The sequence below is a fragment of the Brevibacillus fortis genome (assembly GCF_003013395.1).
In the GTDB taxonomy this organism is placed as follows: domain Bacteria; phylum Bacillota; class Bacilli; order Brevibacillales; family Brevibacillaceae; genus Brevibacillus; species Brevibacillus fortis.
In genome coordinates this window covers 1-21232 of the sequence record NZ_PXZM01000063.1, presented here as the reverse complement: position 1 = coordinate 21232, position 21232 = coordinate 1, and the positions used below count along the sequence as shown (strand labels likewise).

The window sequence follows — 21232 nt, the reverse complement described above, 5'->3', positions numbered from 1 at the left end:
AGGAAATGGGGAATAAAGGAATGCTCACGAATATTTTTACGTTGCAGGAGCGCTATGCCCTCGCTTTTTCTACACGAACGGAGCATCCACAAGTGCGCGTCTACCGCGATGAATCGGTCCCGGACATGTATAGCCATAATTATACAGAAATTATGTCAGTTCCCACTCAAGACTGGCTGCTAGCTTACATCGAGCAAGAGCTTCGGCATGCCAAAGAGCAGCAGCTCGGCCACTTGAAGCTGGAACTGCATCCGTCGCTTACCTGTTCAGAAGAGTTGGTGTCTTTTGCGACCCAGCTTGGGTTTGAAGTAAATACGATGTTGTACATGCTAGCTCCTCTGGATGTTGCCGATAAACTGACGCCGAATCCACAATGCTCTGTATTGCGAGGGGATTCAACTGACGTCATGGAAGCAGGCATACGCTGCCTTACTGCTTATGATTCCGTTATGATCAATCCTGATTTTGCTATCCGTAAAGCGAACCGGAAAAGAGAGATTTATGAAACCGGTGAGATCATACCGTATGTGTGCTTTGTCGATCAGGAGCCAGTCGGTGCATGTGAATGGCATCTCTATAAGGAGCTCGTTCGTATGGAGGAATTTTGCATTCTCGATGCCTGGCAGCGCAGGGGATTCGGCACGGAAATCATTCGCGTCATGATGCAGGACGCCAAAAAACGCGGCGCCACCAATATGTATTTGACGACCTATGCAGATGATACACCGCAGCAAATGTACAGCAAGCTTGGGTTTGTGGAAGTCGGGAGGCATTTGGAAATGCTCTGGCTAAAGAGCTAGAAAAAAGCCCCCACCAAGTAGCTTAGTGAGAGCCATCCCATTTTTTGCGTTGATCTACTCTTTTGTAAAATGAAGCAGCGCTTCTGCCTCCCGATCCCTTCGGTCGGTCTCACCGTTTTTGGTCCATAGTAAAAATCGATCGTCCAAAAGCTCTGCCAAGATCGCCCGTTTGTCCGCTTCGCTCACCGCAAGCGCGAGTACTTGTCTTCTCACGCTGCCGAGAAAAAGCGTGTAGTCCTCGTATTCCGGTCCCACCCACTCTTCGAGCTGGCGGCGCATTTTCTTCGCCAGACCCGGGTTGTGCCCGCCCGTAGAGATCGCAATCTGCAAGTCTCCGCGCGCAACGACGGATGGAACGGTAAAGGAACAGAGGTCTGGACGATCGACGATATTGATCCACTGATGGGGAAGACACGCTTCGTATACAGCCAGATTGACGGCGGGATCACTCGTCGCCGCGATAATGAGCACAGCCTCTTTTACGTCCTGCGGGGTAAAGGGGCGCAGTGCTACTGCAAGCTTCTTCGCGTGTGACCATTCAAGGATAGTTGCCGTACAGGAGGGACTCACAACGGCGACATCCGCACCAGCAGCAAGCAGACTTCCGATTTTCCGCTCAGCTACCTGCCCTCCACCGACCACCAAGCAACGCTTGTTTTGTAGATGAACCATCATGGCATAGTGCGTCACCAGCGATCCCTCCTCGTCTTTCCATTGTTACGCTTGCTCCATTGCAAGCGTAGCTTCAAACCAGTTGATTTTCTCGCGCATCTTCACGACATCACCGACCAGAATGATAGCAGGATTGGTGATGTGACTGTTCTGCGCCAAACGTTCCTCAATATCAGCCAATGTACCCGTTACCACCGCTTGTTGCGGGAGTGTTCCCCAAGAGATAACGGCTACTGGCGTATGCGGATCGCGTCCGTGCTTGATTAATTGAGTGCGGATCAACGGCAGATTGGCTACGCCCATGTAAAAGGCTACGGTGTCGATGCCATTCGCGAGAGCACCCCATTTTTCTACAGCCAGCTCCGGCTTATCTTCGCGCAAATGTCCAGTCACGACAGCGAATGACGAGCCGTGATCGCGGTGTGTCACCGGAATACCCGCGTACGCCGAAGCTGCAATTCCAGCTGTTACTCCTGGCACGATTTCAAAGGCAATTCCTCGCTCAGCCAAATGCTGGGCTTCTTCTCCCGCACGGCCAAACACACAAGGATCGCCGCCTTTTAGTCGAACGACGACTTTTCCTTCCAACGCCTTTTCCGCTAACAGCTCGTTGATCGATTCCTGTCTCATTGTGTGATGATCCGGCAGCTTGCCGCAGTAGATGCGCTCTGCCGTCTGTGGCGAGTATTCCAGCAGGGCTGGATTTGCCAGCCGATCATACACAACCACCTCTGCCTTTTGCAGGCATTCCATTCCTTTTACGGTAATCAGCTTTGGATCGCCAGGGCCAGCTCCTACGAGATAGACTTTGCCCGCGCCGCTCATCGGTCACTTACTCCTGCGGATGCAAATGTCGCCATCTCACGAACCATCCGTGTCGCTGCTTCCACGATTGGAAACGCCAGTGTTGCTCCGCTTCCTTCACCCAGCCGCAATTTCAGGCTGAGCAACGGCTCTTTGCCCAATGCTTGCAGGACAAACTCATGCCCCGGCTCCTCAGAACGGTGACCCGCGATCAAGTAATCAGCAACGAGTGGCTCTATTCGAACGGCAAGCAAAGCCGCTACCGTAGCGATAAAGCCGTCCAGCAGCACAGGGACGCGACGAGAAGCTGCTCCGATGATCGCTCCAGCCATTGCTCCGATTTCCAGTCCGCCGACCTTTGCCAAAACATCCAATGGATTGGTTGCATCTGGGCGATGCAGCGCAAGTACTTCACGAACAACTGCTTTTTTACGCTGCCACCCCGCGTCATCCAGACCTGTTCCGCGTCCAACGATTTGCTCAGGATCAGCTCCGGTTAAAGCAGACAGTATCGCACTGCTGGCTGTTGTGTTGCCAATGCCCACTTCACCGACGATCAGGACTTTGGCCCCTTCGCCGATAATCGCTTCCGCCATTTCGAGACCTACTGAGATGGAGCGCGTCGCTTCGTCTGCGGACATCGCTGCTTCTTTGAGCATATTGCCCGTGCCCGCTCTGATTCGCTTGTTGTAAACACCCGGCGCTTCGACCTCGACCGCTACGCCGACATCTACGATTTTTTGGATGGCTCCGATTTGTCTGGCGAAGACGTTGACCCCAGCTCCGCCATGAACCATGTTCAGCACCATTTGCGCTGTCACTTCCTGCGGATAGGCAGAGACACCTTCCCGCGCTACACCGTGATCGGCCGCAAAAACAAGCACGCCCGGCGGTGTCACCACAGGCATCGTCTCACCTGTCATTCCAGCCAGCTCAATAGCCAATTGCTCCAAGCGACCAAGGCTGCCAAGCGGCTTGGTCAACTGATCCACATGCTGTCTCGTTTGCTCACTTGCTTCCTGATTTCGTGGCTCAATCGCCGGATAAATGACTGACATTACACTTGCACCTCTTTTTCTTGAAAAGCCTTCATGTACGCTTCGATCGTATCCAACTTCACATGGCGACGAACGGTATCCGCCAACAGATCGTACCCCTGCTCTCTCAGAGCGACAAAGGATGGGCGATCCGTGATGGGTGGGAGACCTTTTTTCTCACGGATGGTATTCAGCAACAGAGTGCGGAAGTGGTCATTGTGGAACAGGCCATGAAAATACGTGCCGATCAACTGCCGCTCCTCCTGACAATAGCCCTCCGTACGCCCCTCCATCTGGATAAAAGGAAAGTCATTGCTCGAATAAGCAGATTGCCCCATGTGAATCTCGTAGCCTTCCACTATCAGCTTTTCTTTTCCGAAGACAGCTTCTCCACGAGACAATACGGTTGTTTTCTTTTGCTCCATCGTCGTGATCATCGGGATGAGCCCCAGTCCATCAAGCTCTTTCAACGGAGACTCGACCCCAGCAGGATCGTGAATGGATTCTCCCAGCATTTGATAGCCGCCGCACAAGCCGACTATATACGTCTTCCCTTTATGATGAAGCTCTTTGACCGCCGCCGCAAGACCTGTCTCTCGCAGAAATTGCAAATCCTCGAGTGTATTCTTACTGCCCGGCAAGACAATCAGATCAGGTTCACCTAGCTCTTCCAAACGTGTCACAAAGCGCATCCTGCAATCCGGCTCTACAAAAAACGGGTCCACGTCTGTAAAGTTGGAAATTCGCGGGTAGCGCAAAACAGCAATGTCAATCTCCCGCGGCGTCTCACGCTGACCTTGGTAACGGTGCAAAATCAACGAATCCTCTGCGTCGATCCACAAGTCTGGGATAAATGGCACGACACCAAGAATTGGCTTGCCCGTATATTCCTCGAACCAGTCAAGACCCGGCTGCAATAACGTCAGGTCTCCACGAAAACGATTGATGATGACACCAATCACGCGGTCCCGATCTTCGGGTTCGAGCAGTTGGAGGGTGCCGACCAAGCTGGCAAACACACCACCACGCTCGATGTCTGCCACCAAAATGACAGGCGCGTTCGTGAGACGAGCGACCCGCATATTGACGAGCTCGCGGTCATTCAGATTGATCTCTGCCGGACTGCCAGCCCCTTCAATGACGACCCGCTCATAGGTGCTGGCGAGTCGTTGATACGCTTCCTCAATGACCCGCAAGCCCTCGTGATAAAATTCCGTACGATAGGCAAAAGCTTTCATGTTCCCGTATGGCTCGCCGTTGACGACTATTTGCGATTCGGAATCTCGTGTCGGTTTGATCAAAATGGGGTTCATGTCAGTCGTCGCCAGAATTCCCGCTGCTTCCGCCTGAACGCCCTGTGCCCGGCCGATTTCTTTTCCATCCAGCGTCACGTAGGAATTCAACGCCATATTTTGCGATTTGAACGGAGCTGTCTTGTAGCCATCTTGGGCAAAAATCCGGCACAGCGCTGTTGCAATCGCACTTTTTCCTGCATCCGAGCTGGTCCCTTGCACCATCAACGGGAGGGTTTTAGGCACGAGCGGCCACCTCCGCGCATCGGTTCAGCCAACGCTCAACCAGGTCTGGATTGGAGCCAAAATGCAAGTGGGTATAGCCCGCAACCAGATTATCCTGGGCATAGCCCTCCGGTTTCGTACCACGCAAGCCTTTTGTTTCGTAAGCTGCTGGCAAGTCCTGATCCGACGCATACGTAGAGTAGTGGAATTCATGCCCTTTTGCCTGTTCCTCCGTGCCGATCAAGAAATTGCCTTCCTTGCCGCGCACTTCGCGATAGCCGAGCGCTGCGAGTTTTTTCTGCATGGTCACCTTGCCCGGGATGAGTCCTACCATCGGATAGCTGTCGCCCTCAGTCGTCACGATCGCTTCCGTCAAAAACATGTAGCCACCGCACTCAGCCAAGGTAGGCAGGCCTTTTGTGATCGCAGCTCGGATCGATTGTTTCACCGCTTCATTTTGCGACAGCTCTGCCGCAAATTCCTCCGGGAAGCCTCCCCCGATGTACAAGCCATCTGCGTCCTCAGGCACTCCCTCGCCGGCCAACGGAGAAAAGAATGACAGCTTCGCGCCATATGCTTCGAGCAGCTCCAAATTTTCCGGATAGTAAAAATGAAAAGCAGGGTCCTTCGCTACAGCAATAGTAACATCGGCAGATGCTTTTCGCGGAGCAAATAGCTTCGGTTCTGCCTTGAGCGGCTCTGCCTTTGCCAGCTCCCAGATTTGCTCCAAATCAACTGTCTCTGCGATCAAGTCAGCCAGCTTTTCAAACAAGGGGGTCAACTCACCACGCTCGACAGATGGTACCAATCCGAGATGACGTTCTGGTATTTCCAGCTCGTTCTCCCGTTTCAGGTAGCCTACGACCGGAATCCCGCACTCCTGCTCGATCGCTGCCTTCACGATTTTGTGATGGCCTTCACTCCCGACCTTGTTCGCGATGACACCGACGATTCTCGCCTGAGGATTGAGCAGTTGAAAGCCTTTGACAATCGCTGCCGCACTGCGCGCCATGCTTTGACAATTGACCACCAGCAGAACCGGAGAACCAGTCAGGATGCTGATTTCGGCCGTACTGCCTTTATCGCTGGTCGCTTCCTTGCCATCGTACATCCCCATGACGCCCTCGATAATCGAGATGTCTGCACCCTCGCTGCCACGGACAAAAATCTCCTTCACGATCTCGTGCTCCAGCATAAAGCTGTCCAGATTACGTGAAGCTCTTCCCGTCACAGCCGTATGATACGTAGGATCGATGTAGTCAGGTCCGCACTTGAAGCCTTGTACGGTATGCCCTTTTCTTTTCAGAGCAGCCATCAGTCCGATGGTAACGGTGGTCTTACCCGCTCCGCTGCCTGTTCCGGCAATCACAATACGGCGGCTATCCGTCATGCGCGCTCCTCCTCGTGATAGGGCATCAATCCGACCGAAATGGTGGCATTGCCCGACTTCTTCTTGGTCAAAACGAGTTCGCCCGTGCCAGCATACAGCTTCGCAGCAGGCTCGCTCACTCCGTAAGCTCCGGTGAACTTGAAGACGGTATCAGACGGATCGCTGATCTCTACCTGGTTCAACTCTTCAGGTGAATACCAGACGAACGGCCAGCCGTATTTTTCGCAAACGGCGATCAGACCCGCTTCATCTTTTTTCAACTCGATGGTCGCCAGTGCTTTTACACTTTTGATCGAAAATTGCAGTTCATCCAGCGTTTCCTTGATGACGGCCTCGATCTCCTCTGCGGAGGTTCCCCGGTTGCAGCCCATGCCCAGTACGATGACCTTCGGACGATAAAGGACGCCGTTGTCCAAAATCGATTGTTCCTCTGGTGCGAGCAAGCGATGCGAGACAACCAGCGCAGCTTGCGGCTGATCAGCCCTAGCCTCAGCGATTGTCGCGTATTCCTTGATAGACGGCGGCATCGGCGTGTCGTGCATCCACCAGTCGCGTTCACCGGATTCGTTGATGACGGCTACTCGCTCCTCATTTACGACAGAAGCACTGACAGGGGTCAGCTTTTCAGCGGAATCCCACTCCCAGCCAAAACGTCTGCCGAATAGATCGACTGGAATCGTCTTTTGTACGTCTGATGCTGTCGTAATGATCGGACGAGCTTCCATTACTGCAGCTACCTCTCGAGCCAGCTCGTTGGCACCGCCCAAATGACCGGACAGGACGCTGATGACATTCTCCCCACGGTCATCGACGACGACGACACCCGGGTCTTTCTTTTTATCTTCGAGCAAAGGTGCGATCATCCGAATCACCGCACCTAGTGAAATAATGATGATTAACCCTTTATAAGCAGGCCAGAGAGACGGAAACAGCATCCGTACACTGTTTGAAAACAGCTGAATACCGCGTGCTTCCTCATCTCCGCGCTCGAACTTGCTCATGTAGTACAGGTCTGTCCCAGGAAATTTTTGCGCCAAATCACGCGCCATCTCTACGCCGTGCTTCGTGATCGCGACAATGGCATAGTCCCCACGTTGCTCGATGACAGGGATTTCTCCCTCGATCAATTCGATGATCTTCATTCCTTAACACCTTTTCTGAACCCGTGTGTAAAGGTTTTATCGTACAGCTTGGAACGGTATTGCTTGCTCTTGTCGTGGATGTTCGGGTCCAATGCCCAGCCAGCCAAAATCATCGCGTGCTTGCGGATGCCATTTTTGCCCATGTCTTCGTCCAAATTTTTCAGCGTCGTGCGAACGATCAATTGATCCGGCCAGCTTGCGCGTTGCACGACTGCTACTGGCGTATCCTCGCTCCAGCCAGCTTCGATCAGCTCACGGACTACTTTTTTCGTCAAAGTCGCACTCAAATAAAGTGCCAGTGTGCAATGATGCTCAGCGAGTGCACGCAGCTTTTCTCTTTCCGGTACTGGTGTGCGACCTTCCGCGCGAGTGAGGATAATCGTCTGTGTCAGATCAGGAATCGTCAGCTCGGCTCCTACTGCTGCCGCTGCCGCAAATACTGAGCTCACACCAGGAACGATTTCAACCTCAATGCCTTTTTCCTTTAACAGTGCGATCTGCTCCATAATCGCGCCATAAATCGATGGATCGCCCGTATGCAGGCGTACCACTGTTTTTCCACTGCTAATCCGTTCTACCAATTGTTCTACCATTTCTTCCAATGCCATACCAGAGCTTTGCAGTACTTCCGCATTCGGATTGCCGAGTGCAACCAACTCCTCGTTCACGAGAGAGTCTGTATACATAATGACATCTGCCTTTTGCAGCAGCTTCAAGCCTTTTACCGTAATCAAATCAGGGTCGCCAGGACCCGCTCCTACTATGTACAGTTTCATTACTTTTTCACCACCATCAGTGTAAGATAGCTAAGCTCTGCCCGCTCCAGTTCACGCATATCGGTCCAAACCATTTCCTCAGAGGAAGTGACCTTGGTCGCTACCGCTGCCTTTTCGGCAAGACCCATTTCTTTTAGCAAGCCAATGATCATTGGCAGTACTTTTGCTACCTTCAGGAACACGACTGTATCGTGGTTTTCAATAGCTTTTCGCATAGCTTCCTTGTCTTCTGTTGCAGGGATGATTCCGATCTGCTCGTCGCCATCCGCCAGCGGCAGATTGAACCTTGACGCTGCTCCCAGAAACGAAGAGACACCTGGTACGGTCACGATTGGCACTTCCGGGTGCTCCTCATGCATGACGCGCATCATGTGGATAAACGTGCTGTAAAACATCGGATCGCCTTCCGTTACAAAAGCGACGTCCTTGCCTTCAGACAGACGCTCCCACACGATCTCGACCGTGTTGTTCCACTCGCGCTCCAAAATTTCTTTGTCCCGCGTCATCGGGAATACGAGTCCGAGCATTTCCTTGTCAGGGGACTGCACATACAGCTCGGCGATTTGATGCGCGTAGCTTTTGCTGCCCATCCGTTTTTTCGGGTACGCAATCACTGGCGATTGCTGCAACAGGCGAAATGACTTCACCGTAATCAATTCAGGGTCGCCGGGACCTACTCCCAGTCCGTACAGAGTTCCGATCTTGGTCACTTGCTGTCTCCTCCTTGTTCTTCTGCCTGCTTGGCCCAGGCCGTTATGATGTAGATCGGATTCAATGCTTCAAAGCGCGTCAGGGACAAAATCGGCTTGCTGCGCGATAGCTGCGCCAGTGTCACCGATGTCTCGAAACCTTCCTGCGCGAATGCTTGTGTCGCTTCGTACAATGTCTCAATGGTCGCTGCATTCACCACAATCCGGCCATTCGGGCGCAGTCGTGTGCAGCAGATGTTCAACAACTCGCGCAATTCTCCACCACTACCGCCAATAAATACGGCATCCGGGTCCGGGAACTCATCCAAGCCATGTGGGGCACGCGCGTTAATCACTGTCAAATCCGTGCGAAACTTCGCCATGTTCTGGCGGCAGTTTTCCAGATCGTCCACGTTCTTCTCTACACCATACACTTCACCCTCGCGTGCGATCCGTGCCGCTTCAATCGCGACAGAGCCTGTGCAGGTGCCGATGTCCCAGATGGTGCTTTTAGCATGCAATTGCAGTTGTGCAATGCTTAAAATGCGCACTTCTTTTTTCGTAATGAGTCCCTTGTCCGGCTTACGCTGGGAGAACTCCTCGTCTGCGATTCCAAACGGCCAAACCGGGCTTGGACGGCGCTTTTTCAAAATCACGACATTCAGATCAGAGAAGACACCATCTGCCATTTCCTCAAGGGAATACCAACCTGTCCGCTCTTCGGCACTGCCCAGATTTTCCGCCACGAACGCATCGTACTCGGTCATTTGGAACGAAAGGAGATAGCGGGCAATCGCTGCTGGCGAGTTTTCCCGATCCGTCAACAGTGCGACCTTTTCCTTCCCGTCGATCCGCTGTGCCAGACCTTTGATGCTGCGTCCGTGCACACTCGCAAGTGTCGCATCCTGCCATGCTTCTCCCATTTTGGCAAAAGCGAGCTGGATGGAGCTTAAGTGCGGGTAAATCTCTACGTTCAGCTTTTTGGAAAGCAAGCTACCAATTCCGTAAAAGAGCGGGTCGCCTGACGCCAGAATGACGGTCTTGCGTGTCTCTTGAAGCAGCTCCTCTACCATCGCGGTCAGTCCGCCTTTCAGCACACGCTTTTCCCCTGTATACTCCGGGAAAAAACTGAGGTGCCGCTCCCCTCCAACCAAAAGTTCACTTTCTTCTATCCAAGTCCGGTACAACGGCAGCAGGCTCTGCTGTCCATCATCCCCGATTCCTATTACTTTCATCGCCTGTGTCATTGATCGTCACCCTTCCCAACAGGGACCCTTTCATTGTGATGATGATGGTTTCGACCTCGATCCCGCCGCCCACTTCCTTTAATGCAGCGCGACAGCAGTTTTCACACATGATCTCGAAAAAGGCGGGCGTATCCACCATCATATCGCCTACCTGCGAAGCGGTGTTGGCTCCCAGTATTTCATCGATTCTTTCTTGGGTGGACCCCGCATCTGCCGCCATCTGTGCAAGGAATCCGAAGTCAACCGGGGCACTTTTGGAGTGAACCATCATGACGCCCTGTGCTACCTTGGAAAACTTGCCCATCATCCCGACCAAGGTCACTTTGTGCATGCCCTTGTTCTTGCACTGCTTGAGGGAAAAGCCGACGAAATCGCCCATTTCAACGAATGCTTCTTCCGATAGCTCCGGGTAAGTAGCGATTCCATAGGATTCACTCTTTCCGCCCGTTGACAGCACAATGTGATCGCAGCCGGCTTCCTTGGCGACGTTGACCGCTTGCGCCACGCTCGCTTTGTAGGCAGAAGTGGAAAACGGCACCACGATTCCGCGCGTCCCCAAAATAGAGATGCCGCCGAGTATGCCGAGTCGTCCATTCAATGTTTTTTTTGCGATTTCCTCGCCCGCAGGCACGGAGATGACGATTTTGATCCCGCGCTGGGTCCCGTACTCATCCAGAACAGCCTGCGCGGTTTCCCTGATCATTTTGCGTGGGACGGGATTGATAGCTGCCTCGCCAATCGATACGGGCAATCCTGGCTTGGTCACCCGTCCCACACCGAGTCCGCCGTCCAAAATAATGCCGGGCTCATCCGACCATTCCACGGTAGAGAGGATAAGGGCACCGTGTGTCGCATCCGGATCGTCTCCCCCATCCTTGATCGTGCCTGCTGTCGCCCTCTCCAATGAAAATTCACAGCTCTCCATCTGAAAGGTGACCTCCTCGCCGATTGGCAGGCGAATTGTCGCTTGGCTTTGCTCTTCCTGAGTAATCAGCGCGATCAAAGCAGCCTTGGTCGTCGCCGTTGCGCATGATCCAGTCGTATATCCGTGGCGGAGGGGTTTGGCCTCTTTTTCGTCCGTTGCTGCTTTGGCTGCCATTTGCTTAGCCCAACCGTTCCGCCATGATCGAAATGGCATTCAATGCTGCTACCGTTACTGGGCTTCCGCCTTTGCGTCCCATGTTCGTGATGAATGGGATATCGAGCTTCGCCAGCTCTTCCTTGGATTCTGCCGCAGATACGAAGCCAACTGGCATCCCGATCACGAGACCTGGCTTCGCTTCGCCTTCCTTCACCATGCGGATCAGCTCCAGGAGTGCTGTCGGTGCGTTTCCGATGCAAAAGATACCGCCATCCGCTTCTTTGATCGCTTTGCGCATGGAAATGATTGCGCGGGTTGTATTCAAGCGCTTTGCCTCTTCCATGACATCGCGGTCAGAGATGTACACCTTTACTTGTCCGCCGAATTTTTCAATGCGATTTTTGCTGATGCCGACTTGCACCATTTGCACGTCTGCTACGACAATTTTGCCGCTGCGGATTGCCTCGATCCCCGATTTTACTGCGTCCGGGTGGAAAACAAGGCTGCGTCCGAGGTCAAAGTCTGCGGATGCGTGGATGACACGTTGTACAACTGGATACTGCTCTTCTGTAAAAGAATGCTCGCCCAGCTCATCTGTAATAATTTGAAAGCTCAATTCCTCGATCTCTTGCGGTTGTACGGTCATCGGTTTAAATTCCGTTTTGAAATCCATGGTTAGTTTCCTCCAGTCACTTGTTTGAGTTGGTCCAATACACTTGGGAAATCCGAAAACTTCGTTCCGTAATCGATCTTTGGACGACCGATGACGATTGTTTCGATGCCCATTTCCAGTGCCGCTTCCACCTTTTCGTCAAAAGCGCCTACCTTGCCGCTCTCCTTGGTGATCATCAGCGTGACACCATAATGATCGTAGAGTGCTTTGTTCAGCTCTTTGGAAAATGGACCTTGCATCGCTACGATGTTTTTTTGCTCAACGCCTAGCTCTTCGCATTTTTGCATATTGTCAAGGCGCGGCAACATCCGTGCTACCACCGTCGTATCCGGCAGGCCCAACAAACGATCCGTAAATGTTTTCAGCGTCTTGCTGCCTGTCGTCAGCATGATGACGCCACGCTTGTCTGCCGCCAGCTCAGCCGCTTGTACATAATCCTCCACTACAATCAGCTTCTCGCTGCCTGGTGAAGAGAGGCTTTCCCGCTCGTAACGAATGTAGGGAACTCCCGCACCCTGTGCTCCTGCCATGGCATTTTTGGAGGCTTCCTCTGCGAAGGGATGACTCGCGTCGACCACGCATTGCACGGCTCTCTCTTGGATCAGCTGCTGAATATCTTCGGCTGTCAGGCGTCCGACCTGAACGGGTATGCCCACTTCTTCCATGCTTTTCGCTGCATTGTCAGTGACGACCGTCGTCAACAGTTCGTAGCCCTTGTCCTTGATTAGCAAAGCCAACTCGCGCGCATCGCTCGTTCCAGCCAGTACCAGAATCATGCTGCGTCCCTCCTACTTGGTAACGTGGTCGTGCTTGTGGTCATGCTTATGGTCATGCTTATGGTCGTGCTCGTGATCGTGGTCATGGTCGTGATCATGGTCGTGATGATGATGGTGATGGTGGTGACCATGGTGGTGGTGATGTCCATGATCATCATCGTGGTGGTGATGGTGATGATCGATGTGCTCCATCGCTGCCAGCCTGTACTGACAGGTATCACAGTTCAGCTTCACTTCACCGTGCAACGCTTCCACCACACGATCCTTGAGCACTTCTTTCAACAACGGATGGAAACCAAAATACTCGGCCATTTCGAACTGGGCTTCTGGATATTGCTCGCGGAACTTCTCCAGTTGGTCGCTCATCCGTTTGATCAACACACCCGTGAACAGGAAGTATGGCAAGAGAACGATGCGCTTGGCCCCCAGCTTCAGGCAACGCTCAACGCCCTCGTCGTACAGTGGATACGTCACGCCCATGAAGGCAGTCTCTACCCACTTGGCTTTGTAGCGCTCCCAGAACAGTCGGGACATTTTGTAAATATCGCTATTGGCATCTGCATCGCTGCTGCCGCGTCCGATTACAAGTACAGCCAGGTCATCATGGTCTTCCCCAGAGGCAAAGCCTGCCCCTTCCATGCGAGCGCTCAAAATATTGATAACTTCGTCGTGAATGCCGATCGGGCGTCCGTAGATGAACTGAACGTGTGGGTGCAGCTCCTTCGCCTCGTCGATGGCAGCTGGAATATGAATTTTCGCATGACCGGCAGAGAACAGGATGATTGGAATGACTGCCACGCGGGTCGCCCCACGTGCTACACAAGTATTCAAGCCTTGCAGCATGTCAGGACGAGCAAACTCCAGAAAGCATGTCTCGATGATCGGTACATCCAAGTCCGGTGTTAACGTCGCTACAAACTGGCGAATCTCTTCATTGCCTTCTGGGTCCTTGCTTCCATGACCTACAAATAATACTGCGTCCATTTTATGTCCCCCTCGTTATTTATTCGGTGTTCTTCTATCAATCTCCGCATGCAGCGTTCTCGATTTCAGCTTTTGCTGGCTCATACCATGCGTAGCCCTCCAGCTCACCTACTCGTTGGAAAAACTTGTGGAAACGCTCGTTCGGAAATGCTTCTTTTTTGAATCGGTTCACGATTCGCTCCACTAGTGGAACAATCTCTTCTTTTTCGATGCCTTCTGCTACCGGAATACCAGAGTGTGCATTGCGCCCCACCGTTTTTGCTCCCAGGAATAAATCGAACGCTCCTTTTCGGAATACGATCCCGATGTCCTCTTGAACCGCGCCATAGCACGCCATCCCGCAGCCGTTGAAGCCGATCTTCAGTTCCTTCGGCATTTCTTTTCCACCCAGCTTTTGGTGCAGCTCGTCTGCATAAGGAATGCTGTCCTTTTTCTCGCCATCGCAGAAATCACACGCTTTTACCTGCAAAACGTCTCCGATCGGGCTGAGAATCAATCCTAGCTCACGCAAGCGGCTCGTGATGCTGTCAGGGTTGGAAGTCGACACGCGCAAAATCATTTGGTGGTGTGGGGTGTATTCGATCTCGCCTTTTTCGCCAGCCACTTCGGCAATCGCCATCATTTGCAACGGCGTGATTTTTTTGTTGGCAACACCCGGACTTACTGCACATTCGAAAATCATCTCTGGCGTAAAAGAAGATACAGGACGATGGACCTGCCCTGTAGCTGGCTTGGTCTCAATTCCTTTTGCCGCATTGATAGCATTCAAAGCATCCATCGCCCATGCGAAAGGAGCTTTTGGCGCTTCTGCTTCTGTAACAGGCGGGGCTTCCAGTACAGCCGTACTTGTCGCTGCGCTATTTACTGGTTCGGTAGCAGTCGCCCTATCCTCGGTTACTGCGATAGGTCTTTCTGTTTTAGGAGTAGCTGGTGCTGCCGGAGCCGACGACACGCTCTCCTCAGATGCCTCAAGCGACCAAGGCTCGTTTTCTACACGTAGACGCTGATGCGGCTTCAATGGCTGCTCATCAGCAGAGAGCGTGTATTTGCGCTGGTAGCCGCGCGGCGTAATCATTTTGCCGTCGTATACAAACGTCGATGTATTTCCGATAATCACGGTGGTCAACATGCCGATATCATGCTCCAGCATTTGCGCCAAGGTCGTCACGACAACCGTTTCGCGCTCGCGATAAGCACTTTTCACGATACCGACTGGCGTATCAGGTGAGCGGTATTGCAAAAGAATGCGTTGCGCTTCCACAATCTGACGTGTGCGTCGTCCGCTACGCGGGTTGTACAGCGCGATAACAAAGTCTGCCATCCCTGCTGCGTCAATCCGTTTGGCGATCAATTCCCACGGCGTCAAGTGATCGCTCAAACTGATCGTACATGCATCGTGCATGATAGGAGCACCGAGGATCGCCCCACAAGAATTGATCGCCGAGATGCCCGGTACGATTTCGATGGGTACGCCGGTTGCTTCTGTCCAGCCTTTTTCCACTAACACCTCGTATACGAGACCTGCCATCCCGTAAACACCTGAGTCTCCACTGGAAATGACCGCTACCTTTTTGCCTTCCTCTTCCGCCTGACGCACGGCTTCCCGTGCACGCGTCACTTCTTCCGTCATCCCTGTGCTGACGATTTCCTGATGCGTCAAAAGTCCGCGGATCAAATCTACGTAGGTGGAATAGCCGATAATGACATCGGACTCCTGCAAGGCTTCCCGCGCCCGCTTGGTGATATGCTCAAAACTTCCTGGACCAAACCCGATCACAAACAACTTGCCGCTCATAAGGCCCCTCCCCTTTTCACTTACCTGTTTATAATAAAATCGATATCATCACGCTAACGAGCAGACATAAGAGCGAAACGAGATACATCAAACGAATCGTCGCGACAATATCACTTGCCTGCAAGGGTCGCTTCGCATCTCCCATTTTTGCCCGATTCGACGCAACACCTTGGTAATAATTCAGTCCCCCGAGCTGCACGCCTAATGCGCCAGCGACTCCGGCTTCCGGCAAACCGCTGTTTGGACTCGGATGCAAATGCGCATCTCTTCTGATCATTGCCCAGCACTGCTTCCCATCCAATCGCGCAAGCCAACTTGCGGCAACGAGCAACAAAGCTGTCAAACGGGCGGGTATGTAGTTCAGTACATCGTCAAAGCGGGCGGATGCCCAACCAAGATTCATATACTTCTCGTTTTTATAGCCCACCATAGAGTCGAGAGTGTTTGCGGCACGATACGCCATTGCCAACGGTGCTCCCCCAATCGCTGCATAAATCAGCGGAGAGACGATCGCATCGACGATGTTTTCCGCCACGGTTTCCACCGCTCCCCGACACACTTCCGGTTCATCCAGCCGCTCTGTATCGCGTCCGACTACCATGGACAAGGAGCGTCTCGCCGCTTCCATATCCCCGGCCACGAGATGACGGGCAATCTCCATCCCGGCATCCGCCAAGCCTTTTATCGCGATCGTCGTGGAAATCAACCAGGCTCCCAATATCCAGGCAAGCACCGGATGAATAAACGTGGCTCCCCACAGGAGTAGCCAAACGACAGCGTAGCTGCCACCAACGATCACGAGCGGGAACAGGATTCCTGCCAGCTTCAAATGCGACTCCTTTTTGACGAGAGAACGTATGACTCGCTCCAATCTCGTAATCCACCAGCCCATGATAATCACTGGATGTGGCAGACTCCGGGGATCTCCCACCACTCGATCAATCAAGTAGGCCGCACACAATATCCATACTTCTGTCATGTTGTCCCTCTCTTACTCTTCAGGGGTTGTCGCACCCAACTCCGCCCTTCTACATCCAAACATTCCGCCACCAGAGCCTCTCCATGCGTTGCGCCATCGACCTGCCAATATCGGTCAGGCTTGTTTTCGAGCCATGCGGCCAGGAACCAGCGGATCACGCCGCCATGTGTGACGATGACCACTGTATCAGATGCATCCTCCTTGCTCGCTCTCTCCACCAATGAACGAAGCCAACTATCCACACGCATCCCCAGCTCTTCCAAACTCTCCCCTTGTGGAGGGCGATTTCGGATGGGATCGTCGTACCACCTCGTGGCTCGCACAGGGTCCGTCTGCATCAGCTCGTCGTAGGTCATCAGCTCCCACTCGCCAAAAGACAACTCTCGCAACGCAGGAAACGGAATAACCGATAGTCCCCAAGCAGCTGCGAGCGGTTCAGCAGTCTGAATGCATCTGAGCAGATCACTTGCGTAGATCGCAGCAGGTCGCCCGATGAGCACAGGTAATTCCTTTGCCAAATCACTCGCGTGCATATACCCTCGTTCATTCAAAGGAACGTCGCTATGCCCCAAATATCGATGCTCACGATTGCTGTCTGTCTCCCCGTGACGTATCCAAACCAGTTTCATAACCACCAGCTCCCGACTAACACCAGCAGAACGACCGCTTCACTGCTTTCGATAACAGCCCCGTAGCAGTCTCCATTTAAACCGCCTAGTTTTTTAGCAACCGAGCGTGAAAATAATAGAGCGAACAACAGCGACAGGAAAATGGCTGTAATGACCTGCAAGCCCCCGAGATACCATCCTGCGGCAAACAAGATGATGTAGCTCACGATGATAGAGGAAACGGAAAGCCCAGCACTGATGCCTTTTCCGATCCCTTTGTCCGCCGAAAGATACGGCCAGAGCTTGATCGACAAAAGCACATGTGTCCGCGCTGCTACTGGTGCTACGATCAAAAAGCTGCCCCATCCCGGATGCGCCAGCTCAGCGACTGCACCCGCCTTGATCAGCAACAGCATAATCGCAGCAAGAACGCCCATCGCACCTACGCGGCTATCCTTCATGATCTCGAGTATCCGCTCTCTCGGTCTGGCGCTGCCAAGACCATCCGCTAAATCCATCCAGCCATCTAGATGAAGACCACCTGTCACATAAACCCATGCGACCAACGTCAAAACAGCGGCTAGCCAAGGACTAAATAGCAACAATCCCGCCTGATAAACACCCCATAGCAATAAACCTATGACCAAGCCGACTGCAGGATACCAGTTGACGCTTTTTCTCCATGCTTCCTCTGAAGGACGAAGCCACGGGACCGGAATACGGGTAAAAAACGAGATCGCGTGTAAAAATGCATTCATCCTTTGATCCTCCACGGTATCCCCGACAACACAGCGTAGACGGCGTCCGCTTGTCGCGCACTTCTCTGATTGACATCGCCCAGCACATCCGCGAACCATCTGCCCAAACGACTCAAGGCTACACCACCCAAGCCGACCTCGCTTGTGACGGCAATTACTTTTTGCGGGGAATTCTGTACGAGGGACAGCCATGCCTCTGCTTCCTGCAACAGGGCTTGCGTGTGTGATGCACTTCTCCATTCCGACTCTTCCACGCTCATCAACCGATTACTCACCCAGGTAGACAGACAATCGATCAACACCACATCATACTGCTCACTGAATGCGTGGTAATCGGTCAATCGCTTTCCTACCTCCACACAGCCCCATTCCAGCGGACGACGTGCCTGATGCTGCTCGATTCTCTGCTTCATTTCATCATCCCAAGCCTTGCCTGTCGCCACGTACAGGACTCGACTGCTCAACGTCATCGCAAGCTCTTCCGCGTAGCGGCTTTTTCCTGAACGGACACCACCGGTTACCAGCACCAAGCTCACCGCTGTTCACTTCCTTCCGCATGGACCTCGCGGAGCGCTACCAGAAGTCGTTCATTTTCCTCTCGTCCACGCACTGCAATTCTCACATCATGTGCCGTCAAACCGGGATACATCGCACAATTGCGGATCAGAACGCCTTTTTTGCCGAGCCGTGCCTGCAACTGTTCTGCTGGCAAACCTTCTGGCGAACGCAGCAGCAAAAAGTTCGCCTCACCCGGCCATACCTGCCAGCCCAACTCACTTCGGATGCAATCGTTCAAATAAGCACGTTCTGCTTTTATGAGCCTGCGCGTCTGTTCCTCGTATGCCTGCTCCTGCAAACACAGTTCTCCAGCCAAAAGGGCCAGTGCATTCACGCTCCAGCTCACTTGCTTCTGGCGCATCCTCGCAATGACATCCGGATGCGCAATCGCATAGCCCAGGCGCAATCCCGGGATCGCGTACATTTTCGTCATCGAACGCATCAAAATCACGCGGGGAAAGCGCTCCAGCTGCGTTGCCAAGGTATACTGGCGCTCCTCTTCCACAAAATCGAGGAAAGCCTCATCCACGATGAGCCACGTATTGGTCTCTTTCGTCCATTCCGCCATTTGGCGCAGCTCATCCGGTTGATACAGGATTCCCGTCGGATTGTTTGGCGACCCGACAAAAACGAGGTCAGATTTCGTAAAAAGAGCGTACAGCTCTGCAGGATCGGGCTTGTACCCGTTCGCTTCCTTTCCAAAGCAGCCAATGACACGAGCACCGTACTGCTCGGAAAGTTGCGCGTATTCCGAAAAGCAAGGATATACCACACCAACTGTTTGCGGCGAAAGACCGAGAATAGCTAGTGCCATTGCCTCCGCTGCTCCATTGGCAGGCAACAACCATTCCTCCGGCACTTGCAGCCGTTTCGCCAATGCACAGCGAAACACTCGATGACCAGGGTCTGGGTAATGCGCTACAGCAGCCAGCGATGCCAGCAGCATCTCCCGGACGCTTGCTGGCATCCCCAGCGGATTAATATTGGCACTGTAATCCAGAAACTGGCCAGGATCTCTCCCGAAGCGCTGCGCTGCTGTCCATACATCTCCGCCATGGCCGTACGTTTCTATTACACCTGCGCTTGTCAAAACTCTACCCCCAGCACAGCCGGAATCCCTTCATCATAGTAATGCTTGATCGGCTTCATTTCTGTCACCAGATCGGCTATGTCCAAAATCTCCTGCTTCGCACTTCGCCCCGTAATGACGAGGTGGATATGACTTGGCCTGTTTTGAATCGCTTCCAACACATCGGACAATGGCAACACATCATCAATCGGGAAGCGGTCAATCGCCAATGCATTGTTCAGCTCATCCAGAATAACGACATCGTACTCTCCAGAAGAAAGCTTTTCGCTCGCAAACGCCCACGCTTCTTTCAGTGCCTGGCGATGCTCCTCCGGTGTCTTCGTCCATGTGAAGCCGATGCCCTTTTGCACAATCTCGATGCCCAATTTATCGAAAATAATCTTTTCTCCGTATGTACGCTCCGGCGACTTGATGAATTGAACCATCAGCACCTTTTTCCCGCGCCCTGTCGCCCGCACAGCCAACCCGACTGCTGCCGTTGTTTTTCCTTTGCCGTCTCCTGTGTAAACGAGAAGTAAGCCCCGCTTCTTATCGTTTTTCTCCATCGTTACCACCTCAAAAAGTGACGTATTTTACTCCGCTGTTTGATCCATACTTTCCGAAGCCAACAAAAAAAGCGCTCTGTTTCCCCTAGTACGTAAGGAAAAACAAAGCGCGGATAGCTGAAAAGCAACAATCCTCACCTCTTCCTTTGACCCGAAGGAAATCAGTGTAAACATAAAACAGGCAGGTCTCCTGGCTTGAGGATCATCGCTCTTCTTCTCCTTCCCGCTCCCGGATGGGCAGTGGATGGCATGATGCCTTGAAGAATAGCTACTCTCTTACAGTGGCGGGACCGCGTTGGTTTTTCACCAAACTTCCCTTTTAACCTCGCTCCTGCGAATCGGTTTCGCAAAAACAAGGACCTGTTTCTCTTCCATATGTAAATGTCATTCGTTTCGTTGACAAGCACTTGCTTTAATAATAGCAAAAGCTACCGAGGATTCAAGCAAAAGCTGCCGATTCGTCGCAGGTATCTATTTGCAGAAAATTTCATATCATCACCGTTTACTTAGCTGACGATTTTCGTTACCCTATTGGCAAAACAATCGAAAGTGGTGAGCAGTCATGCTATTTCCTCCTATTCCAAAAAAGCCAGACATGGTCCTGCCAAGCCCACTGCCGATCAGAGAATGTGGCGAACCGATGATCCCGCTCTCTTCCCTTTCTGCCCAAATCACGGTTTATCCAGCCTACTACCACGAGGGCTATGCCGGAACGCAGCCAGAAGCTTTTTTGCGAGAAGGGGCAGCACATAAGCTCGCCATGGCAGCCGCGCAACTGCCTGTTGGCTACAAGCTTGTCGTGTTGGACGGCTGGCGCTCGTTCGAGGTACAAGCATCGTTGTATGAACGTTTCCGTGAAGCCTTGCTTTTACAAGGCTGGCAGGAAGGCCCCGCCCTCACGGAAGAATTGAGCAAATTCGTCGCTTATCCAACAACAGACCTCTCCAAACCGTCCCCTCACCTATCTGGTGGCGCAGTCGATCTGACTATCGCAGGACCAGATGGCTGGCTTGCGATGGGGACAGACTTCGATGATTTCAGTGAAAAAGCAGCGACTTGCTACTATGAAGAACTCGTACATCCTGCGCAAAAAGACATCGAGATTCGAGACAATCGCCGACTGCTCTATCACTTGATGACCGCTGCTGGTTTCGTCAACTATCCGAAAGAATGGTGGCATTTCGAATACGGAACACGTACCTGGGGACAAAAAACGCAACAGGAGCCGATCTATGGCGGGGTTTTGTCGATGTAAGAAGTAACATCTATGAAAAAGACCGTCAGCTAGAACTGTGAACTGTTACCCGTTAG

At 52.7% G+C, this 21232-nt stretch carries 22 protein-coding genes and 1 riboswitch; of the genes, 2 read left to right on the top strand and 20 right to left on the bottom strand.

What is annotated here, in order from left to right:
- Positions 1-20: 20 nt before the first annotated feature.
- Positions 21-800: a GNAT family N-acetyltransferase gene (locus tag C7R93_RS29010; protein ID WP_106842044.1), complete on the top strand. Its 780-nt coding sequence runs from the start codon at positions 21-23 to the stop codon at positions 798-800.
- A 54-nt stretch (positions 801-854) separates the two neighbouring features.
- Here C7R93_RS29010 and C7R93_RS29005 read toward each other — a convergent pair whose 3' ends face one another.
- The 20 genes from C7R93_RS29005 to cobO are packed head-to-tail and all read right to left on the bottom strand — an operon-like array spanning position 855 to position 19921.
- A complete protein-coding gene (locus C7R93_RS29005; protein WP_106842043.1) occupies positions 855-1490 on the bottom strand; it encodes a precorrin-2 dehydrogenase/sirohydrochlorin ferrochelatase family protein in 636 nt (211 codons plus the stop codon).
- A 27-nt stretch (positions 1491-1517) separates the two neighbouring features.
- Positions 1518-2297 carry a uroporphyrinogen-III C-methyltransferase gene (gene cobA / locus C7R93_RS29000; RefSeq protein ID WP_106842042.1) on the bottom strand — a complete coding sequence of 260 codons (780 nt, stop codon included), beginning with the start codon at positions 2295-2297 and terminating at the stop codon, positions 1518-1520.
- Positions 2294-3334, bottom strand: coding sequence for a nicotinate-nucleotide--dimethylbenzimidazole phosphoribosyltransferase (gene cobT / locus C7R93_RS28995; RefSeq protein WP_106842041.1), 1041 nt, complete (start codon positions 3332-3334; stop codon positions 2294-2296). The genes cobA and cobT overlap by 4 nt, the downstream gene beginning before the upstream one ends.
- Positions 3334-4851 (bottom strand): cobyric acid synthase, encoded by a 1518-nt coding sequence (locus C7R93_RS28990; protein ID WP_106842040.1) that lies wholly within the window; start codon positions 4849-4851, stop codon positions 3334-3336. Before C7R93_RS28990 ends, cobT begins: the two co-directional genes overlap by 1 nt.
- Positions 4844-6220, bottom strand: coding sequence for a cobyrinic acid a,c-diamide synthase CobB (locus C7R93_RS28985; RefSeq protein WP_106842039.1), 1377 nt, complete (start codon positions 6218-6220; stop codon positions 4844-4846). The genes C7R93_RS28990 and C7R93_RS28985 overlap by 8 nt, the downstream gene beginning before the upstream one ends.
- Positions 6217-7362: a cobalt-precorrin 5A hydrolase gene (locus C7R93_RS28980; protein ID WP_106842038.1), complete on the bottom strand. Its 1146-nt coding sequence runs from the start codon at positions 7360-7362 to the stop codon at positions 6217-6219. Before C7R93_RS28980 ends, C7R93_RS28985 begins: the two co-directional genes overlap by 4 nt.
- On the bottom strand, positions 7359-8138 hold the full coding sequence (gene cobM, locus C7R93_RS28975; RefSeq protein WP_106842037.1) for a precorrin-4 C(11)-methyltransferase: 780 nt from the start codon (positions 8136-8138) through the stop codon (positions 7359-7361). The genes C7R93_RS28980 and cobM overlap by 4 nt, the downstream gene beginning before the upstream one ends.
- Entirely contained in the window at positions 8138-8848 is a 711-nt protein-coding gene (gene cobI / locus C7R93_RS28970; protein ID WP_106842036.1) for a precorrin-2 C(20)-methyltransferase, read from the bottom strand. Before cobI ends, cobM begins: the two co-directional genes overlap by 1 nt.
- Entirely contained in the window at positions 8845-10074 is a 1230-nt protein-coding gene (gene cbiE / locus C7R93_RS28965) for a precorrin-6y C5,15-methyltransferase (decarboxylating) subunit CbiE (RefSeq protein ID WP_106842035.1), read from the bottom strand. Before cbiE ends, cobI begins: the two co-directional genes overlap by 4 nt.
- On the bottom strand, positions 10037-11173 hold the full coding sequence (locus C7R93_RS28960) for a cobalt-precorrin-5B (C(1))-methyltransferase (protein ID WP_106842034.1): 1137 nt from the start codon (positions 11171-11173) through the stop codon (positions 10037-10039). Before C7R93_RS28960 ends, cbiE begins: the two co-directional genes overlap by 38 nt.
- Before the next feature lie 4 nt (positions 11174-11177).
- Positions 11178-11828 carry a precorrin-8X methylmutase gene (locus tag C7R93_RS28955; protein ID WP_106842033.1) on the bottom strand — a complete coding sequence of 217 codons (651 nt, stop codon included), beginning with the start codon at positions 11826-11828 and terminating at the stop codon, positions 11178-11180.
- Between the two features lie 2 nt (positions 11829-11830).
- Positions 11831-12604 carry a precorrin-6A reductase gene (cobK, locus tag C7R93_RS28950; protein ID WP_106842032.1) on the bottom strand — a complete coding sequence of 258 codons (774 nt, stop codon included), beginning with the start codon at positions 12602-12604 and terminating at the stop codon, positions 11831-11833.
- Positions 12605-12616: 12 nt separating this feature from the next.
- Positions 12617-13588 carry a sirohydrochlorin chelatase gene (locus tag C7R93_RS28945; RefSeq protein ID WP_106842031.1) on the bottom strand — a complete coding sequence of 324 codons (972 nt, stop codon included), beginning with the start codon at positions 13586-13588 and terminating at the stop codon, positions 12617-12619.
- Between the two features lie 37 nt (positions 13589-13625).
- A complete protein-coding gene (gene cobJ / locus C7R93_RS28940) occupies positions 13626-15383 on the bottom strand; it encodes a precorrin-3B C(17)-methyltransferase (protein WP_106842030.1) in 1758 nt (585 codons plus the stop codon).
- Positions 15384-15411: 28 nt separating this feature from the next.
- Entirely contained in the window at positions 15412-16362 is a 951-nt protein-coding gene (cbiB, locus tag C7R93_RS28935; protein WP_106842029.1) for an adenosylcobinamide-phosphate synthase CbiB, read from the bottom strand.
- A complete protein-coding gene (locus C7R93_RS28930) occupies positions 16359-16991 on the bottom strand; it encodes a histidine phosphatase family protein (RefSeq protein WP_106842028.1) in 633 nt (210 codons plus the stop codon). The genes cbiB and C7R93_RS28930 overlap by 4 nt, the downstream gene beginning before the upstream one ends.
- Positions 16988-17728 (bottom strand): adenosylcobinamide-GDP ribazoletransferase, encoded by a 741-nt coding sequence (gene cobS, locus C7R93_RS28925; protein ID WP_106842027.1) that lies wholly within the window; start codon positions 17726-17728, stop codon positions 16988-16990. Before cobS ends, C7R93_RS28930 begins: the two co-directional genes overlap by 4 nt.
- Positions 17725-18264 carry a bifunctional adenosylcobinamide kinase/adenosylcobinamide-phosphate guanylyltransferase gene (gene cobU, locus C7R93_RS28920; protein WP_106842026.1) on the bottom strand — a complete coding sequence of 180 codons (540 nt, stop codon included), beginning with the start codon at positions 18262-18264 and terminating at the stop codon, positions 17725-17727. The genes cobS and cobU overlap by 4 nt, the downstream gene beginning before the upstream one ends.
- A complete protein-coding gene (gene cobD / locus C7R93_RS28915) occupies positions 18261-19376 on the bottom strand; it encodes a threonine-phosphate decarboxylase CobD (protein WP_106842025.1) in 1116 nt (371 codons plus the stop codon). Before cobD ends, cobU begins: the two co-directional genes overlap by 4 nt.
- The gene (cobO, locus tag C7R93_RS28910; RefSeq protein ID WP_106842024.1) at positions 19373-19921 is read right to left on the bottom strand and encodes a cob(I)yrinic acid a,c-diamide adenosyltransferase; all 549 of its coding nucleotides are present in this window, start codon (positions 19919-19921) and stop codon (positions 19373-19375) included. The genes cobD and cobO overlap by 4 nt, the downstream gene beginning before the upstream one ends.
- Before the next feature lie 163 nt (positions 19922-20084).
- Positions 20085-20300, bottom strand: a riboswitch (cobalamin riboswitch).
- A 183-nt stretch (positions 20301-20483) separates the two neighbouring features.
- Between cobO and C7R93_RS28905 the strand changes: the two genes are divergently transcribed.
- Positions 20484-21176 carry a M15 family metallopeptidase gene (locus C7R93_RS28905; RefSeq protein ID WP_106842023.1) on the top strand — a complete coding sequence of 231 codons (693 nt, stop codon included), beginning with the start codon at positions 20484-20486 and terminating at the stop codon, positions 21174-21176.
- The last annotated feature ends 56 nt before the right edge of the window (positions 21177-21232 follow it).

Bases quoted from the DNA above. Each gene is read 5' to 3' on its own strand.
- C7R93_RS29010 (WP_106842044.1), top strand. From the start codon at position 21: ATGCTCACGAATATTTTTACGTTGCAGGAGCGCTATGCCCTCGCTTTT.
- cobA (WP_106842042.1), bottom strand. From the start codon at position 2,297: ATGAGCGGCGCGGGCAAAGTCTATCTCGTAGGAGCTGGCCCTGGCGAT.
- cobT (WP_106842041.1), bottom strand. From the start codon at position 3,334: ATGTCAGTCATTTATCCGGCGATTGAGCCACGAAATCAGGAAGCAAGT.
- C7R93_RS28985 (WP_106842039.1), bottom strand. From the start codon at position 6,220: ATGACGGATAGCCGCCGTATTGTGATTGCCGGAACAGGCAGCGGAGCG.
- C7R93_RS28980 (WP_106842038.1), bottom strand. From the start codon at position 7,362: ATGAAGATCATCGAATTGATCGAGGGAGAAATCCCTGTCATCGAGCAA.
- cobM (WP_106842037.1), bottom strand. From the start codon at position 8,138: ATGAAACTGTACATAGTAGGAGCGGGTCCTGGCGACCCTGATTTGATT.
- cbiE (WP_106842035.1), bottom strand. From the start codon at position 10,074: ATGACACAGGCGATGAAAGTAATAGGAATCGGGGATGATGGACAGCAG.
- C7R93_RS28960 (WP_106842034.1), bottom strand. From the start codon at position 11,173: ATGGCAGCCAAAGCAGCAACGGACGAAAAAGAGGCCAAACCCCTCCGC.
- C7R93_RS28955 (WP_106842033.1), bottom strand. From the start codon at position 11,828: ATGGATTTCAAAACGGAATTTAAACCGATGACCGTACAACCGCAAGAG.
- cobK (WP_106842032.1), bottom strand. From the start codon at position 12,604: ATGATTCTGGTACTGGCTGGAACGAGCGATGCGCGCGAGTTGGCTTTG.
- C7R93_RS28945 (WP_106842031.1), bottom strand. From the start codon at position 13,588: ATGGACGCAGTATTATTTGTAGGTCATGGAAGCAAGGACCCAGAAGGC.
- cobJ (WP_106842030.1), bottom strand. From the start codon at position 15,383: ATGAGCGGCAAGTTGTTTGTGATCGGGTTTGGTCCAGGAAGTTTTGAG.
- cbiB (WP_106842029.1), bottom strand. From the start codon at position 16,362: ATGACAGAAGTATGGATATTGTGTGCGGCCTACTTGATTGATCGAGTG.
- C7R93_RS28930 (WP_106842028.1), bottom strand. From the start codon at position 16,991: ATGAAACTGGTTTGGATACGTCACGGGGAGACAGACAGCAATCGTGAG.
- cobS (WP_106842027.1), bottom strand. From the start codon at position 17,728: ATGAATGCATTTTTACACGCGATCTCGTTTTTTACCCGTATTCCGGTC.
- cobO (WP_106842024.1), bottom strand. From the start codon at position 19,921: ATGGAGAAAAACGATAAGAAGCGGGGCTTACTTCTCGTTTACACAGGA.
- C7R93_RS28905 (WP_106842023.1), top strand. From the start codon at position 20,484: ATGCTATTTCCTCCTATTCCAAAAAAGCCAGACATGGTCCTGCCAAGC.